This window comes from Neoroseomonas marina (assembly GCF_012927745.1).
Taxonomy (GTDB): domain Bacteria; phylum Pseudomonadota; class Alphaproteobacteria; order Acetobacterales; family Acetobacteraceae; genus Neoroseomonas; species Neoroseomonas marina.
The window spans coordinates 54,430-70,018 of sequence record NZ_JABBKX010000004.1 but is presented as its reverse complement, the minus strand read 5'-3'; the positions used below and the strand labels follow the sequence as shown (position 1 = coordinate 70,018).

Sequence of the window (15,589 nt, the reverse complement as noted above, 5' to 3'; positions counted from 1 at the left end):
GTGCCATGACCCGCCCCTTCGAAGGCATCCGCATCATCGATGCGACGCATGTGCTGGCCGGTCCCTTCGCAGCCTATCAGCTCGGCCTGCTGGGCGCGGAGGTCATCAAGGTCGAGCATCCCGACGACCCGGACCAGAGTCGCGGCAGCGGGCCGGACTGGGACCTGAACCGGGCGGGCATGGGGACGTATTTCCTCACCCAGGGATCGAACAAGCGGTCCCTGACACTCGACCTGAAGCAGGAGGCGGCGCGGGAGGTGTTCCGCCGCCTCGTCGCGCAGGCCGACGTGCTGGTCGAGAACTACCGCCCAGGCGCCTTCGCCGCACTTGGCCTCGGCTACGAGGCGCTCTCGGCGCTGAACACACGCCTGATCTACTGCTCGATCTCCGCCTTCGGGCAGGGCGGGCCGCGCGGCACGCAGACCGCCTATGACCACGTGATCCAGGCGACTTCCGGCATCATGGCCTGCACCGGCACGCCGGAGGTGAACCCGCTCAAGCTCGGCGCGCCGGCGATCGACTATGCGACCGGTACGATGGGCGCCTTCGCGCTCTCGGCTGCATTGTTCCAGCGGGAACGGACCGGCAAGGGGCAGCGCATCGACCTCGCCATGCTTGATGTCGCGATGATGATGATGGCCTCCCACGTCACCGCGCATTCGCGGACCGGACGGCCGGCGCGGCCACGCGGCAACGACCACGAATACGCGACCAATTCCGCCTATCCGACGAAGGACGGGATGGTGATGCTCGGCGCGTCGAACCTGCGCCAGCAGAAGCGGCTGTGGGCCGCGCTCGGCCGGCCGGAGATGGCCAAGGCGCGCAACGAGGACCGCGTCGCGCAGCGCGACGCCGAGGCCGCCGCGCTGCGCGAGATCATGCTGACCCGCACCGCGGAGGAATGGGAGGCCTTCCTGCAATCCCGCCACGTCCCCGCCGCCCGCGTGCGCCGGATGGACGAGGCACTGGCCGATCCGCACCTGAGCGCGCGCGGCCTGACCCATCGCTTCGCGGCCGCGCCTGGCGTGGACGGCCCCTTCGCCGTGCCCGTCGCCGCCTTCGGCTTCGCCCATGGCGGGCCGCGCGTGGATGCGCCCCCGCGGCCGCTCGGCGCCGACACGGATGCCATCCTCGAAGAACTCGGCTACGACGCCGCGGCACGCGCCGCGCTGCACGGCAGCCGCGCCGTCTGACCCAACCCGGAGCCCCGCCATGGCCGCCTTCACCTTCGACCATATCCACCTGCGCAGCCCGGACCCGGAGGCGACCGCCGCGTTCTACGAGCGCGTCTTCGGCGCGACGCTGAAGCACGGGCCGCAGCGCATCGACATCAACCTCGGCGGGCAATTGCTGTTCGTCTCGCCGATTACCGAGGACAAGACCGGCGACGCGCCGTCGGCGCCCTATCGCGGCCTCGAGCATATCGGCCTCGCGGTGAAGGACATCGACGCCGTGGTCGCCGAGATGAAGGCCAAGGGCGTGACCTTCACCATGGAGCCGACGACGATCCGCCCCGGCGTGCGCATCGCCTTCCTGCGTGGGCCGGAGAACATCTCGATCGAGTTGCTCGAGCGGAGCGCGGCCTGAACGTCGCCATCGTCGGGGCCGGCCCGGCCGGCCTCATGGCGGCGGAGGCGGCGGCGGAGGCCGGCGCCGCCGTCACCGTCTTCGACCACATGCCCTCGCCGGCGCGGAAACTGCTGATCGCCGGGCGGGGCGGGCTGAACCTGACGCATTCCGAGCCGCTGGATCGTTTCCTCGGCCGCTACGACGCGGCGCGGGAGAGGCTCGAGCCCTTCATCCGCGCCTTCCCGCCGGAGGCGCTCATCGCCTGGTGCGAGGGCCTCGGCCAGGCGACCTTCACCGGCAGTTCGGGGCGCGTGTTTCCGAAGGCGATGAAGGCTTCACCGCTGCTGCGCGCCTGGCTGGCGCGGCTGGCGGCGCTGGGCGTGACGCTGCGCGCGCGGCAGCGCTGGCTGGGCTTGGACGGCGATGGCGGCTTGCTCTTCGCCGGCCCGGAGGGCGCACATGTCGAGCAGCCGCGCGCGACGGTGCTCGCGCTCGGCGGGGCATCCTGGCGGCGGCTCGGCTCCGATGCTGCCTGGACGTCGCTGCTGCACGACTGCGCCATCGCGCCGCTGCGCCCGTCCAACATGGGCTTCGCAGTCACCTGGTCCGATCATCTGCGCACGCGCTTCGCCGGCACGCCGCTCAAGCGCATCGCGCTGACCTTCGGTGACGCCACCATCCGTGGCGAGGCGCTGATCACCGAACGCGGCATCGAGGGCGGCGCGGTCTATGCGCTCTCGGCCGCGATCCGCGAGGCCATCGCGGCGCAAGGTTCAGCGACCCTGCTGGTCGACCTGCGGCCCGACCTGTCGCGGGAGGCGTTGGCTGCGCGCATCGCCGGCCGACCCACCGCGATATCGCTGTCCAACCACCTGCGGCGCGCGGGCGGGCTCCCACCCGTCGCCGTCGCCCTGCTGCAGGAGGCTCTGCATGGCGGCGCCCCGCGCGACGACCTCGCCGCACTGGTCAAGTCGCTGCCGCTGCGCCTGACCGCGCCCTTTGCCATCGAGCGCGCCATCTCCTCGGCCGGCGGCCTCGCCTGGAGCGAGGTCGACGAGCGGCTGATGCTGAAGCGCCACTCCGGCGTCTTCGCCTGCGGCGAGATGCTGGACTGGGAGGCGCCGACAGGCGGCTACCTCCTGCAGGCGTGCTTCGCGACCGGCCGCGCGGCCGGACGCGCGGCGGCGGACTGGGCGCTCAGCCCGCCGCGCTGATGGCGCGCCAGAGTTTCTCCGGCGTCGCCGGCATATCGGGCGCGGTCGCGCCGACCTGCGCCAGCGCATCGGCGACGGCGTTCATCACCACCTGAGGTGCGGCGATCGCCCCCGCCTGCCCCACGCCCTTCACGCCGAGCGGGTTCGCCGCGGTCGGCGTGCCTTCGAGGATCACGTCGAGATCCGGCAGGTCGTCCGCGCGCGGCAGCGCGTAGTCCATCAGCGATCCGGTCAGCAACTGGCCGGATTCCGCGTCGTAAGCGACGTCTTCCAGCAGCGCCTGACCGATGCCCTGGGCGAGGCCGCCCTGCACCTGCCCCGCCGTCAGCAACGGGTTCACCAGGCGCCCGTAGTCATCCACGGCGACGTAGCGCGTCAGGCGCGCGATGCCGGTCTCACGGTCGATCTCGACCTCGGCGGCCTGGCAGCCATTGGGGAAGGTGACGAGGTCGTTGGTGTTGTGCGCATCCGCCGATAGCCCCGGCGCCATGCCTTCGGGGAGGCTCGCGGGATCCTCGGCGGCTCGTGCGATGCCCGGCAGGTCGACGAAGCGGTCGGTGCCACGAACGGTGAAGCGACCCTCGGCGAAGTCCAGCGCTGCCGCATCCGCCTGCAGCAGATGCGCGGCGATGGCCCGCGCCTTGCCGAGGAGTGCCTCGACGGCCAACACCAGCGCATGCCCGCCCATGTGCAGCGACCGTGCGCCGCCATGGCCGTTGCCGTTCACCAGCAGGTCGGTGTCGGCCTGGCGGTAGGTCACGCGCTCCACGGGAAGGCCGAGACGATCCGCGGCCACCTGCGGGTAGGAGGTCTCGTGCCCCTGCCCGTTGGAATGTGTGCCGACCGCGATGGTCGCGCCGCCATCCGGCGCGACGGAGACGCTCGTCCATTCGCCGGGCGCACCGCGCGCGGTCTCGAGGAAGCAGGCGACGCCACGGCCGAGCAGCGCGCCACGTTGCGCCGCCTCGGCGCGCCGCGCAGTGAAGCCCGCGGCGTCCGAAGCGCGGGCCAGCACATCGAGATTGGCCGCGAAGCGCCCGCCATCGACCTTCATGCCCATTGCGGTCACGCGCGGCGCGTCGCGCATCATGTTCAGCGCGCGCAGCGCCGCCGGATCGCGCCCGGTCTCCCGCGCCGCGGCATCGACCAGGCGCTCGGCGATGTAGTTCGCCTCGGGCTTGCCGGCACCGCGGTAGGCGTCGATCGGCACCGTGTTGGTGAAGGCCCCGCGTACGGTCAGGTGCATGGCGGGGATGGCGTAGACCCCGCCCATTGCCGTGGAGAAGGCGTTGGTCGGGCAATGCGGCCCGACTGCCGAGAGATAGGCGCCCATATCGGCCACCGTCTCGACATCGAGGCCGAGGAAGCGACCCTCCCCGTCCAGTGCGAGCCGCGCATGGCCGCGCAGGTCGCGGCCATGGACGGAACCGGCGAACTCCTCGCTCGCCCCCGCGACCCAGCGCACCGGCCGGCCGGTGGCGCGCGCCGCGACCAGCGCCAGCACATAGTCCGGGAAGAGCAGGTTCTTCGCCCCGAAGCCTCCGCCGACATCGGGGCAGGCCAGGTGGAACGCGCTTTCCGGCAGGCCCAGCACGGTCGCGAGCTGCCGCCGCACGCCATGCACGCCCATGCCGGTGAAGACCAGGTCGAAGCGGCCCTCGCCGAAGCGCGCGAGGCAGGCCCGCGGTTCCAGCGGCAGCGCGTGGACGCGGTTGTTGAACAGGTCGAGCGTCGTAACATGTGCCGCCGCGGCGAAGGCGGCATCGGTCGCGGCGCGGTCGCCCTTCTCGAAGCGGAAGACCTCGTTGCCGGGCGCCTCGGGCCAGATCTGCGGCGCGCCCGGCGTGAGCGCCGCCGCGCCGTCCACCACGGCCGGCAGCGGGTCGTAGTCGATCTCGATCAACTCGGCGGCGTCGCGCGCCGCGGCCTCGGTCTCGGCGACGACGAAAGCGACGGGCTGGCCGACATGCCGCACGCGCCCGCGCGCCAGCACCGGGCGGTCCGGCACGATCATCGGCTTCACCGAGGCGAGCACGCTGGTGCAAGGCAGCGGCTTCACGCCCGCCGCGTCCAGGTCCGCGCATGTCAGCACGGCGACGACGCCCGGCGCGGCGCGTGCCGCCGCCACGTCGATGGACCGGATCTCCGCATGCGCATGCGGCGACCGCAGCGTCACGCCATGCAGCGCGCCCGGCGCATCGAGGTCGGCGACGTAGCGCCCCTTCCCCGTCAGGAAGCGCGCATCCTCGAAGCGCCGCAGCGAGAGGCCGCTGTAGGTCACAGTTGCTCCCCGGCGCCGAGCCCGTCGATCGGCGTCGGCACGCACCATTCGTCACCGCGCGCCGTCGTCACGTATTCCGGCCATTGCATGTCGACGGGTGCCACAAAATCCTTCGGCAGCAGCGGCGGCACCCATTTCGACCCGCCCCTGCCGCCGCCGGTGCGCTCGCGCCATTCGGCCTGCGCGGCATCGAGCAGGCCGGGCTTGGCCGCGAGGTCGACCAGCGTGAGCGCCATGGTCCTGGCGGCAACGAACATGCCCGGATCGATCGCCGCCGGCAGGCCGCCGAGCGCGTTGTAGGACCAGGTCGGGTAGTCGAAATCGCCCTCCGGCGCGCGCAGCCGCGGGCGCGCGGTCAGCAGGCGCACGGTCGGGCAGTGCCAGCAGAACTCGACATAGTCGTCGGCCGAGAGATGCCACTGCCAGGGCGGCAGGAAGTGACGCATCCCGGCCTCGAACTCGGCCGGCGTCGTCAGCTTCTGGTTCGCCGCCGCGAAGGGATCCTCCATCGGCTTGAGGCCGAGACCCGCCTGGATCTCGCGCGCGAAGGCCTTGGCGTCGTCGTTGTAGGTCGGCGGGCCGACCTCCTGCAGGTTCGCCCAGGTCGCATCCGTCAGAACGGTGTTGGCGAGGCCGACGCGCGTCTTGGTCACCCAGCGCCAATGCGCGGTGCAGGCCGTCGCGGCCGCCGCGCTGCGCGCATTGTTCATCAGGACCCTGGCGATCTGCTCCGCCATGGGCAGCGACGGCGTGCGCCAGGAATACTGGATCTGCGTGAAGCGCGGCGCGAGGTTGTCCGAGGTCGCATCGCCCCCATGCATGATGAATTCGTTGAGCGTCCAGGACCCGGCGTGGGGGAACATCGCCTCCTTGGTGTACTTGGTCGTCGTGTACATCAGGCAGAGCGCGTCCGTCGCACCCGGCGCGCGCGCCGCGGCGTGGCCGACGTCGCGGATCGGCAGCAGCGACTTGTCGATCCAGGTCTCGGGGCTGTCGCAGGTGAAGGTGACGACGCAGGACCAATAGGCGCCGAACTGCGTCTCCGCCGTCACCGTGTTCTGCATGTGCGGGTGATAGACGACCGCAGCGTCGAGCCCGTCATAGTAGCCCTTCGCGGCATGGACGGGCTTCGATCCGCAGACCTTCTCCGCGGGCTCGCCGAACAGCACCAGCCGGCCCGGCGTCCCGCTCGCTTCCAGCGCCGCCTTCGTCGCGAGGATCGAGGTCAGCGCCGCCGTGCCGAGCGAGGAATGCGGATCGGTATGCCCCGCGGCATAGGGATGCATCCCGGCGCGCGGCTCACGCCGTGGCGCCACGGCCTGGCAATTGCCCGGCACCGCATCGTATTCCGAGAAGGAGGCCAGCAGCGGCCCGCCCTTCCCCCAGCGCGCGCAGAAGGCGGTCGGCATGCCGCCCGACCCGGCCTCGACCTCGAAGCCCTCGGCGCGCAGCAGGTCCACATAGGCCGCGGCGGATTTGTATTCGCGCCAGGCGGGTTCCGCGAAGTGCCAGATGCGCTCGTTGAAGGCGGACATCCGCGCCTCGTTGGCGGATATCCAGTCGAGCGCCGTCCGGCGCAGGGCGGAAAGGTCGGTCATGCGGAACCCCCGGTGGTCAGCCGGGGGCATGATGCGCCGGGTGCTACCCGCGCGCCAGACGCCGCGCCACGAAGTCGAGGCGATCCTGCCCCCAGAACATGTCGTCCCCGATGATGTAGAAGGGCGCGCCGAAGGCGCCGCGCGCCAGCGCGGCCTCGGTGTCCGCCTTGCGGCGTTCCAGCCATTGCGGATCGGCGCCGAGGGCCATGACCTTCTGCGCGTCCAGCCCGACGTCGCCGATCAACGCCGCGAGCGTCGCGGGATCGGCCGGGTCCTTGTCCTCCTCCCACAAGGCCTTCAGCACCCGATGTGCGAGGCGGATCGCCGGCGCGTCGCCGATCGTCTCCCGCACCGCGATCACGCAGGCCGCGGCCGGCAGTTCGTTGTGCGGGAAGTGCTTGGGATGGATCTGGATCGGGATGCCCAGCGCGTCCCGCCAGCGCGCCAGTTCCTGCAGGCGGTACGCCTGGCGCTGCGGCGACCGCTTGGGCAGCGGCAGCCCGCCGGACCCCGCGAAGATCGTGCCGAAGTCGACGGGATAGATGCGCAACGTGGCGCCGTGCTGGGCGGCCAGCGCCTCGATCCGCGCCGCCCCCAGATGCGTCCAGGGCGAGTTCAGGGACGCGTAGTAGTCGATATGCATGGGCTCACTCCACGACGGGGCAGGCGGTGGCGGCGCGGACCTCGTCCAGCGTCACGCCGGGGGCGAGGTCGCGGACGGCGAAGGCCTCGCCGGTCGGGGCGAACAGGCCGAGTTCCGTCACCACCAGCGTCACCACCCCACGCGCGGTGATGGGCAGGGAGCAGCGCGCCATCAGCCGCGGCGTGCCGTCGCGCGTGCGGTGCTCGAGCATCAGGTAGACGCGCTTCGCTGAGGCCGCGAGGTCCATCGCGCCGCCGATGCCCCCGCCCTTCGCGCCCTTCACCTTCCAATTGGCGAAGTCGCCATTGGCCGCCGCCTCGTAGGCGCCCATCACCGTCACATCCATCCGCCCGCCCCGAATCAGCGCGAAGCTGTCGGCGTGGTGGACGATGGCCGCCCCCGGCAGCAGCGTGACGTTCTGGCCGCTGGCGTTGACGAGTTGCAGGTCCTCCTGCCCCGGCGCCGCGACGGGGCCATACCCGATAACGCCGTTCTCGGAGTGGTAGGTGATCTCGCGGTCGCCGAAGGGGACGTCGGCGATCAGCGTCGGCATGCCGACGCCGAGATTGACGATCCAGCCGTCCTGGAACTCGCGCGCCAGGCGTTCGGCCATCTGGGGACGGGACCAGGGCATCAGCGCGCCTCCCTCTTCACCGGCCAGAGCCCTTCGGGCGGCGGCGGTATCTGCACCAGGCGCTGCACCAGGATGCCGGGCGTGTGCACGTCGTCCGGGTCGATCGCGCCGGCGGGCAGGATGGGTTCCTCCACCTCCACGATCACCAGCTTGGCGGCCATGGCCATCAGCGGGTTGAAGTTGCGCTGGCTGCGGCGGAAGCGGAGGTTGCCGGCCTCATCGGCCTGGTAGGCGCGGATGAAGGCGACATCGACCGGCAGCGCGTATTCCAGCAGGACTTCGCGGCCGTTGATCACCCGTGTCTCCCGACCCTCGGCGAGCTCGGTGCCGACCGCGGTCGGCGTGTAGAAGGCGGGGATGCCGGCGCCGGCGGCGCGCAGGCGCTCGGCAAGCGTGCCCTGCGGGACGATCTCGGCCTCCACCTCGCCGCGCTCGTAATAGGGCGTGAAGGGCAGCACGTCGGAAGCGCGCGTGCCCGCGGTGAAGGAGCAGATGACCTTCGCGACCTGCCCGTTCTCCACCAGCATGCCGATGTCGGGCATGCGCGGCTTGTGCGCGCCGCCGGTGGTGTTGGCGATGCAGGTCAGCCGCTTCGCCCCCTGCCGCAGCAGCGCGGCGACCAGGTTGAACGGCACGCCCGGCATGGCGAAGCCGCCGATGGCGATGGTCGATCCGTCCGGTATGCCCGCCACGGCGGCATCGAAATCCGCCACGACCTTGCTGCGTCGCGCCATTCTTAGGTTCCCTTCCCTGCCGCCATGCTCCGGCGCATGGGCATGGCTGTCCAGGGGGTCAGCGCGCGACCGGCTTGCGCAGCGCCCAGAAGAAGACGGCACCCAGCGCATAGGCGACGATGGACAGGATGAAGGCCGGCCGGTAGGTCCCGGTCAAGTCGAACAGCAGCCCCGCGCCCCAGGAGCCGATCCCCGCACCCACGCCGGACCCGATCGTGATGACGCCGAGGATGGTGCCGAGCCGCGGCCCGCCGAACAGGTCCGCGGTCTTCGCGGTGATGGCGGGCCCCCGCGCGCCCCAGGTGATGCCGAAGAAGCAGGCATGCAGCCAGAGCAGCAGGTGCTGCGACCCGTCCCCGATGGTCAGCGCCGCCGCGACCCCGACGATCGAGATGCCATAGGCGAGGATCGCCGCCCATTCCCGCCCGATGTAGTCGGACAGCGTCCCCGTCAGGATCACCCCCGGCAGCGCCAGCAGGCTGCCCATGCCAAGCACCGTCGCGGCGTAGAGCGGTTCGAACCCCTGCCCCACCGCGAAGGCCAGCTGGTGCAGGGAGACGAGGAAGCTGCCGATGCTGGTCAGCATGTAGACGAGGAAGAGCAGCCAGAAATGCCGCGTGCGGATGGCCTCGGCGAGGGTCCAGGCCCGTCCGCCGTCGGTCGCCGCGCCAGAGGTCGCAGCCGCTGGCGCCAGTGCATCCGCCCGGCGGAACATCGCCGCCAACGGGATGATGAGAACCCCCATGAGCCCCGCCTGCATCAGGTAGGCGTTGCGCCAGCCCTGGGCATCCACCAGCCACTGCGCGATCGGCGCCGAGATCGCCCGCCCGAAGCCGTTGGCCGATTGCAGCAGGGAGATCGCCATCCCCCGTTGCGCGACGAACAGGCGCGAGACCAGCGGCACGAAGACGACCAGCCCGATGCAGTTCGCCCCCAGCGTCATCACCACGCCATAGAGCAGCACCACCTGCCACAGCGCATCCGCCTGCGCGCTGCCGAGCAGGCCAATGGTCAGCAGGCAGCCGCCGAGCAGCACCATCCGTCGCGCGCCGATCCGATCCACCAGCCCGCCGACCAGTGGGGAACTGACGCCGCCCACGATCTGGCCCACCGAATAGGCAAGGCTCGCTTCGGCGCGGGACCATGCGAAGGTCTCGATGAAGGCGAGCAGGAAGACCGTATAGGCGTGCATCAGGCTGGCGCTGACGGTGAACGCCAGGAAGCCGCCGGCCACCATCAACCAGGCCTGGCGCGACGGGCGCTGGCTCATCTGCGCTGCATGCCCCTGATTCCTCCCCCCGGATCGCGCAGCCTAGCGCGCAGTCTCGCGCAGCGCGCCATTCCCTGGCCGAGGGTCTGGACCGCGCGCCGCGAAGGCCTGTCGGGGAACGTCGCGACAGCCTTCGTGATTGCGGCGGGCGCCGCCAGAGGTCAGCATCGGCGCGAACAACCGGAACCCCTCCATGACCGCCCCGACAATGCCGGATCTCCTGACCGATGGCCGCTGAGTCGCACGGCCCGGACCTCGTCAGCGTGGTGGCGCTGCTGGGTGCCGCCGTCGTCGCCGTTCCGATCTTCAAGCGGCTCGGCCTGGGGTCCGTGCTCGGCTACCTGGTCGCGGGGCTGGTGATTGGCCCCTACGGCATCGGCCTGTTCAGCGACGCGCAATCGATCCTGCACGTCGCCGAACTCGGCGTGGTGATGTTCCTCTTCATCATCGGGCTCGAGATGGAGCCATCGCGGCTCTGGGCGATGCGCAAGCAGATCTTCGGCCTCGGCATCGTCCAGGTCGGCGTGTGCATCCTGCTGCTGACAGGGGTCGGCGTGCTGACCGGCCTGCCCGCGACCGTCGCCTTCGTCGCGGGCACGGGCTTCGTGCTGACCTCGACGGCGATCGTGATGCAGATGCTCGAGGAACGGCGGATGATCGGCACGCCGGCCGGGCAGCGCATCATCGCGGTCCTGCTGCTCGAGGACCTGGCGATCGTGCCCCTGCTGGCGCTGGTCGCCTTCCGCGCCCCCGGCGCGGCGAGCGCGACGGCCGGCGACCGGGTGATGGCGGTGGGCATCGGCCTCGCGTCCATTGCCGCGCTGGTCGCCGCGGGGCTCTGGCTGCTCAACCCGATGTTCCGCCTGCTGGCCCAGTCCCGCGCGCGCGAGGTGATGACGGCCGCCGCCCTGCTCGTCGTGCTCGGGTCGGCGCTGGCGATGCAGATGGGCGGGCTGTCCATGGCGATGGGGGCCTTCCTCGCCGGCGTGCTACTGTCCGAAAGCGCGTTCAAGCACCAGCTGGAAGCCGATGTGGAACCCTTCCGCGGCATCCTGCTGGGGCTGTTCTTTCTCGCCGTCGGCATGGCGCTGGACATCGCGGTCATCGCCGCGAACTGGCGCAGCGTCGCGATCGGCGTGGTGGCGTACATGGCGGTGAAGGCTGTCGCCATCTACGCGGTCGCGCGCTTCGCCCGTGCCGGCCATCGGGAAGCCCTGGAACGTGCCGTGCTGATGGCCCAGGGCGGGGAATTCGCCTTCGTGCTGTTCGGCGCGGCGCTTGCCGTCGGCATCATCGACAGCCAGGCGAACGCGGTGATGACGGCGACGGTGATCGTCTCGATGGTGCTGACGCCACTGATGATCATCCTGCACGACCGCCTGGTGCCGCCGGTGGAGCCCTCGCTGGACGGCGTCGAGGCACCCGAACACAATGCCGCGAGCGTGCTGATCATCGGCTTCGGCCGCTTCGGGCAGATCGTCGGCAGTTCCATGCTGACGCGGCATTGTTCGATCTCGGTGATCGACACCGACCCCGAGATGGTCCGCGAGGCGAATGCCTACGGCTTCAAGGTGCATTACGGCGACGGGACGCGGCTCGACATCCTGCACGCCGCCGGCGCGGGTCGGGCGCGGCTGATCATGTGCTGCGTCGACGACCGGGAAGCGGCATTGCGCATCGTCCACCTGCTGAAGGCGGAGTTCCGGGGCATTCCCGTCCTTGCCCGCGCCTTCGACCGCGAGCACGCGATGCGCCTGCTCGGGGCCGGGGCGGATTTCCAGATCCGCGAGACCTTCGAATCTGCCCTCGTCATGGGCCATGAAGGACTGCTCCAGCTCGGCGTCGCAGATGCGGACGCCGAGGAGGCGATCGAGACGCTGCGCCGCCGCGATGCCGAACGCTTCGCGCTGGAGGCCTCCCAGGGCATGGAGGCGGGCCGGCGGCTCCTGCTCTCGCACCAGGACGACTGGCTCGCCGCCCATCCGGTCGAGGGCGACACCTGACGGGCCGACGAAGCCCTTCATGGCGCCCCGCGCATACCGCGGCGATACCGACCTCGTGGGATGAGGTGACAATGAGCAAGGCGCGATGGATGCTGGCGGTGGCCCTCGGCATGGCGAGCCCGGCGGCCCATGCGGAGAGCCTGCGCTGGCAGGTCCGCCAATCGGCCGAGGGCGCGGTCCTCGCCTATGAGCAGCCGGACACGGACTTCCAGCCGATATTCCTCGGCTGCCTCCTGCCCCAGCGGCGCTTCACCGTCTCTCTGGGCGGAACGCGGGGGGTGCCGCCGGGGCGCGAGGTGCCGGTGGAGTTCGTCTCGGAGGCCGGACGCGTCACGCTGCGACTGCGTGCGGAGATCACCGAACTCGGCGACATCCTCACGGCGGACCTGCCTTATGATCCGGCACTGGGGCGGGTGATCGGCGAAGGTCGCCGCCTGCGCATCACGGTGGCCGGGCGGACCGAGAACTTTCCGCTTGTCGGCACAAGGGCCGGCGTGGCGGCGCTCGCCGCGGCCTGTGGGCCGGGCTGAGGTTCAGCCCAGCAGTTCCCGCACGCGCGGGACGACCTGCGTCGCGTAAAGCTCGATGCAGCGCATCAGCTTCGCGTGGCTCAACGGTCCCGCGCTGTACTTCAACTGGAAGCGTTGCGCGCCAAGGGCCTGAACGGTCGCCGCGATCTTGCGCGCGACGGTCTCGGGCGAGCCCAGATACAGCGAGCCGTGATCGGCTTCCTGCGTGAACTCGGCTTCCGTCATCGGGGACCAGCCGCGTTCCGCGCCGATACGGTCGCGCATGCGCTTGTAGTCGGGAAAGAACTCCGCGCGCGCCTGGGCGTCGGTCTCGGCGACATAGCCTGGCGAATGCACGCCGACCGGCAGCCGCGACTGGCCGAGCTTGTCGCAGGCCTGGCGGAAGAAGTCGGCATAGGGGACGAAGCGCTGTGGATCGCCCCCGATGATCGCGAGCATCATCGGCAGCCCGTGCCGGGCCGCGCGCACAACCGATTCCGGGCTGCCGCCGACGCCGATCCAGGTCCGCAGCGGCGGCTTCTCGACGGTGGGAAAGACGCGCTGGTCGCGCAGCCCCGCGCGCACCGTCCCGGACCAGGTCACCTTGTCCTGCGGCAGCAGTTTGGTGAAAAGGTCGAGCTTCTCCTCGAACAGCACCTCGTACTGGTCGAGCGGATAGCCGAAGAGCGGGAAGGATTCAGTGAAGGACCCGCGGCCGAGGATGACCTCCGCCCGCCCCTGCGACGCAGCATCGAGCGTCGCGAAGCGCTGGTAGACGCGCACCGGGTCGTCGGAACTCAGCACCGTCACGGCGGACCCCAGCCGGATGCGCTGCGTCTGCCCGGCGATGGCCGCCAGCACCACGTCGGGTGCCGAGACGGCGAAGTCCTCGCGGTGATGCTCGCCGACGCCGAAGAAGTCGACGCCGAGGCGATCCGCCAGCACGCCTTCCGCGATGACGTCGCGGATGACCTGCGCGTGGGAGAGCAACTGCCCGTCCGGTCCGGCGGTGATGTCGCCGAAGGTATCGAGGCCGAATTCGATCGCCGCGGTCATCGGAGCTCCGGCATCGCCAGGGAAAACATGGTGTGCCCGCGGGGACCCGAACCCGGAACCCCCAGCCTGGGAGCCGCGAGCGACATCATCCAGCGCGTTGATCTCGCAGCTTTGGTTTGTGAGGACAAGTCCGCCGGCCTGCCACCGGCGCCCGGTGCCGCCTGCCCGCAGCCGGCGTATCACGTGGTCCGGTCCGCCGATTGTCCGGACCGGCAAGTGACGGCGCTGATCTGCTGCGCAGTTCCCCACCCGCTGGACACGAAGAGATGAAACCCGACCACGGGGCGCATCCTGTCCGTTGTGGTAGCCCTAATCGAATGTTTGACCCCTACTTGGTCCGATGGGGCCTGGTCGCCGACGGCGATCGAATTGCAACCCACGCGGCGCACCTGCTGCCGGTGCTGCGCGACGGCGAACCGGCCATGCTCAAGCTATCGCACGAGGCAGATGAACGCCTCGGAGGTGTGCTCCTGGAATGGTGGGACGGCGACGGTGCGGCGCGGGTCCTGGCTCGCGACGACGAAGCCCTGTTGCTGGAACGCGCCACGGGGCCTGCGTCGCTCGCCGACATGGCCCGCTCGGGGCACGACGACGAAGCGTGTCGTATCCTGTGCGCCACAGCGGCCCGGCTGCACGCTCCTCGGCCGAAGCCCCTCCCCGACCTGGTTCCTCTGACAGCCTTGTTCCGCGACCTGGAGCTCGCCGCCGGGACGTACGGAGGCATCCTCCTCCGCAGCGCCGACATGGCGCGGCAGTTGCTGGCAGAGCAGCGCGACGTCACAGCCCTGCATGGGGACCTGCACCACGACAACGTCCTCGACTTCGGCGAACGCGGCTGGCTTGCCATTGATCCAAAGCGGCTGGTCGGCGATCGGCACTTCGATTTCGCGAACATCTTCACCAATCCCGACCTGGCCGACCCTACCCGCCCCGTCGCGACGGAGCTCGGCCGCTTCGCTCGCCGCCTCGACGTGGTCACCGCCGCCGCCAAGCTGGAACGAAGGCGCCTGGCGTCGTGGATCCTGGCTTGGACTGGCCTTTCCGCGTCCTGGTACCTCGCGGACGGAGACCCGCTCGCATCCATCGATCTGGAGATCGCATCCCAAGCAGCGGCCGAACTGGACCGCTGAGCATCCCCTGCAGCCAGGCCGACGGCCCAACAGGATGGTTTGGCGAAGTTTGGCTAGGACGAGGCCGGCGCCGATTCGATGCTGGCGAGCATCCCCAGCGGGCACACGACGACGCAGATGCGGCGCCGCTGCAGTCGGAGGGGATGGAAGGCGATAGGTGAGCCCGCGCTCGGGCGGGCCGGAAATGAGCCGGGAGGGACTCGAACCCTCGACCTACAGATTAAAAGTCCGTTGCTCTACCGACTGAGCTACCGGCTCGCGGACGCGGCGTCGAAACCGCGTCGAAACTCCGAAACTCGCCACCTTGGCAGTGGCGGTTTTCTGCGCCTTCCGGACCCGATATCACTCGGCGGCCGCGCTTGAAAGCCACGTGCCCTACCGGCTGAGCTACGGGCGCGCCGGACCCGGCGCCGGGTCGGATGGCGCCGGGTGATAGCCTCAGGCGGCGTCTGCCGCCACCCTCATGCTGCGGATCTTGTCCGGGCCCTGCACCATGCCCGACATGCCGGCGCCGCGCTTGATCTTGTCCACGGCGTCCATCCCCGCGGTGACCTCGCCCCAGATGGTGTACTGGCCATCGAGGCTCGGCGCCGGGGCGAACATGATGAAGAACTGGCTGTTCGCGCTGTTCGGGTCCTGGGTGCGGGCCATGCCGCAGGTGCCGCGGACGAAACGCGCCGTGCCCGGGTTCGAGAACTCGGCCTCGATGTCCGGCAGGTCGGAACCGCCGCGGCCGGTGCCGGTCGGGTCGCCGCCCTGGGCCATGAAGCCCTCGATCACGCGATGGAAGGGCACGTCGTTGTAGAAGCCCTTCCGGGCGAGCGCCTTGATCTGCTCGACATGCTTCGGCGCCAGGTCGGGCCGCAGCGCGATCGTCACGGTGCCGTGCTCGAGCTCGAGGATCAGCGTGTTCTCGGGGTCGGCGGCCGGGGTCTCGGTCATGGGTCT

General features: G+C 70.6%; 14 protein-coding genes and 1 tRNA gene. 6 read left to right on the top strand and 9 right to left on the bottom strand.

All coding sequences use genetic code 11. The features are described 5' to 3' along the window. Positions 1 to 5 precede the first annotated feature (5 nt). Genes GWK16_RS13495 through GWK16_RS13485 form a run of 3 tightly spaced genes read left to right on the top strand, consistent with a single transcriptional unit; the run spans position 6 to position 2,783 of the window. Positions 6 to 1,193 (top strand): CaiB/BaiF CoA transferase family protein, encoded by a 1,188-nt coding sequence (locus GWK16_RS13495; protein WP_170054500.1) that lies wholly within the window; start codon positions 6 to 8, stop codon positions 1,191 to 1,193. Positions 1,194 to 1,212: 19 nt separating this feature from the next. Next, positions 1,213 to 1,587, top strand: coding sequence for a VOC family protein (locus tag GWK16_RS13490; RefSeq protein ID WP_168038176.1), 375 nt, complete (start codon positions 1,213 to 1,215; stop codon positions 1,585 to 1,587). After that, positions 1,584 to 2,783, top strand: coding sequence for a TIGR03862 family flavoprotein (locus tag GWK16_RS13485; RefSeq protein WP_277613622.1), 1,200 nt, complete (start codon positions 1,584 to 1,586; stop codon positions 2,781 to 2,783). The genes GWK16_RS13490 and GWK16_RS13485 overlap by 4 nt, the downstream gene beginning before the upstream one ends. On the opposite strand, the gene GWK16_RS13480 is transcribed toward GWK16_RS13485, so the two are convergent. From GWK16_RS13480 to GWK16_RS13455, 6 genes are read right to left on the bottom strand one after another with little or no spacing between them, the layout of a single operon-like run. After that, positions 2,767 to 5,064 carry a xanthine dehydrogenase family protein molybdopterin-binding subunit gene (locus GWK16_RS13480; protein ID WP_338144472.1) on the bottom strand — a complete coding sequence of 766 codons (2,298 nt, stop codon included), beginning with the start codon at positions 5,062 to 5,064 and terminating at the stop codon, positions 2,767 to 2,769. The genes GWK16_RS13485 and GWK16_RS13480 overlap by 17 nt on opposite strands. Then, positions 5,061 to 6,662 carry a zinc-binding metallopeptidase family protein gene (locus GWK16_RS13475; RefSeq protein ID WP_170054498.1) on the bottom strand — a complete coding sequence of 534 codons (1,602 nt, stop codon included), beginning with the start codon at positions 6,660 to 6,662 and terminating at the stop codon, positions 5,061 to 5,063. The genes GWK16_RS13480 and GWK16_RS13475 overlap by 4 nt, the downstream gene beginning before the upstream one ends. 43 nt (positions 6,663 to 6,705) lie before the next feature. Then, positions 6,706 to 7,305, bottom strand: coding sequence for a 2-hydroxychromene-2-carboxylate isomerase (locus tag GWK16_RS13470; RefSeq protein WP_170054497.1), 600 nt, complete (start codon positions 7,303 to 7,305; stop codon positions 6,706 to 6,708). 4 nt (positions 7,306 to 7,309) lie between these two features. Next, positions 7,310 to 7,939: a 3-oxoacid CoA-transferase subunit B gene (locus GWK16_RS13465; protein ID WP_170054496.1), complete on the bottom strand. Its 630-nt coding sequence runs from the start codon at positions 7,937 to 7,939 to the stop codon at positions 7,310 to 7,312. Next, on the bottom strand, positions 7,939 to 8,673 hold the full coding sequence (locus tag GWK16_RS13460) for a CoA transferase subunit A (RefSeq protein ID WP_170054495.1): 735 nt from the start codon (positions 8,671 to 8,673) through the stop codon (positions 7,939 to 7,941). Before GWK16_RS13460 ends, GWK16_RS13465 begins: the two co-directional genes overlap by 1 nt. 58 nt (positions 8,674 to 8,731) lie before the next feature. Continuing rightward, the gene (locus tag GWK16_RS13455) at positions 8,732 to 9,943 is read right to left on the bottom strand and encodes an MFS transporter (RefSeq protein ID WP_170054494.1); all 1,212 of its coding nucleotides are present in this window, start codon (positions 9,941 to 9,943) and stop codon (positions 8,732 to 8,734) included. Between the two features lie 227 nt (positions 9,944 to 10,170). On the opposite strand from GWK16_RS13455, the gene GWK16_RS13450 reads away from it, so the two are divergent. Continuing rightward, entirely contained in the window at positions 10,171 to 11,946 is a 1,776-nt protein-coding gene (locus GWK16_RS13450) for a monovalent cation:proton antiporter-2 (CPA2) family protein (protein WP_170054493.1), read from the top strand. 71 nt (positions 11,947 to 12,017) lie between these two features. Continuing rightward, positions 12,018 to 12,476 carry a hypothetical protein gene (locus GWK16_RS13445; RefSeq protein ID WP_170054492.1) on the top strand — a complete coding sequence of 153 codons (459 nt, stop codon included), beginning with the start codon at positions 12,018 to 12,020 and terminating at the stop codon, positions 12,474 to 12,476. A 3-nt stretch (positions 12,477 to 12,479) separates the two neighbouring features. Here the strand turns inward: GWK16_RS13445 and GWK16_RS13440 are convergent, their stop codons facing one another. After that, positions 12,480 to 13,511 (bottom strand): LLM class flavin-dependent oxidoreductase, encoded by a 1,032-nt coding sequence (locus tag GWK16_RS13440; protein ID WP_170054491.1) that lies wholly within the window; start codon positions 13,509 to 13,511, stop codon positions 12,480 to 12,482. 317 nt (positions 13,512 to 13,828) lie between these two features. On the opposite strand from GWK16_RS13440, the gene GWK16_RS13435 reads away from it, so the two are divergent. Next, positions 13,829 to 14,641 carry an aminoglycoside phosphotransferase family protein gene (locus GWK16_RS13435; RefSeq protein WP_170054490.1) on the top strand — a complete coding sequence of 271 codons (813 nt, stop codon included), beginning with the start codon at positions 13,829 to 13,831 and terminating at the stop codon, positions 14,639 to 14,641. A gap of 185 nt (positions 14,642 to 14,826) precedes the next feature. On the opposite strand, the gene GWK16_RS13430 is transcribed toward GWK16_RS13435, so the two are convergent. Both GWK16_RS13430 and GWK16_RS13425 read right to left on the bottom strand, forming a co-directional pair. Next, positions 14,827 to 14,899: transfer RNA gene (locus tag GWK16_RS13430), tRNA-Lys, on the bottom strand. A 180-nt stretch (positions 14,900 to 15,079) separates the two neighbouring features. Further along, positions 15,080 to 15,583: a peptidylprolyl isomerase gene (locus GWK16_RS13425; protein ID WP_170054489.1), complete on the bottom strand. Its 504-nt coding sequence runs from the start codon at positions 15,581 to 15,583 to the stop codon at positions 15,080 to 15,082. Between the last annotated feature and the right edge of the window lie 6 nt (positions 15,584 to 15,589).

Bases quoted from the DNA above. Each gene is read 5' to 3' on its own strand.
- GWK16_RS13435 (WP_170054490.1), top strand. From the start codon at position 13,829: ATGTTTGACCCCTACTTGGTCCGATGGGGCCTGGTCGCCGACGGCGAT.
- GWK16_RS13425 (WP_170054489.1), bottom strand. From the start codon at position 15,583: ATGACCGAGACCCCGGCCGCCGACCCCGAGAACACGCTGATCCTCGAG.
- GWK16_RS13440 (WP_170054491.1), bottom strand. From the start codon at position 13,511: ATGACCGCGGCGATCGAATTCGGCCTCGATACCTTCGGCGACATCACC.
- GWK16_RS13470 (WP_170054497.1), bottom strand. From the start codon at position 7,305: ATGCATATCGACTACTACGCGTCCCTGAACTCGCCCTGGACGCATCTG.
- GWK16_RS13490 (WP_168038176.1), top strand. From the start codon at position 1,213: ATGGCCGCCTTCACCTTCGACCATATCCACCTGCGCAGCCCGGACCCG.
- GWK16_RS13460 (WP_170054495.1), bottom strand. From the start codon at position 8,673: ATGGCGCGACGCAGCAAGGTCGTGGCGGATTTCGATGCCGCCGTGGCG.
- GWK16_RS13450 (WP_170054493.1), top strand. From the start codon at position 10,171: ATGGCCGCTGAGTCGCACGGCCCGGACCTCGTCAGCGTGGTGGCGCTG.
- GWK16_RS13445 (WP_170054492.1), top strand. From the start codon at position 12,018: ATGAGCAAGGCGCGATGGATGCTGGCGGTGGCCCTCGGCATGGCGAGC.
- GWK16_RS13475 (WP_170054498.1), bottom strand. From the start codon at position 6,662: ATGACCGACCTTTCCGCCCTGCGCCGGACGGCGCTCGACTGGATATCC.
- GWK16_RS13455 (WP_170054494.1), bottom strand. From the start codon at position 9,943: ATGAGCCAGCGCCCGTCGCGCCAGGCCTGGTTGATGGTGGCCGGCGGC.
- GWK16_RS13465 (WP_170054496.1), bottom strand. From the start codon at position 7,939: ATGCCCTGGTCCCGTCCCCAGATGGCCGAACGCCTGGCGCGCGAGTTC.
- GWK16_RS13495 (WP_170054500.1), top strand. From the start codon at position 6: ATGACCCGCCCCTTCGAAGGCATCCGCATCATCGATGCGACGCATGTG.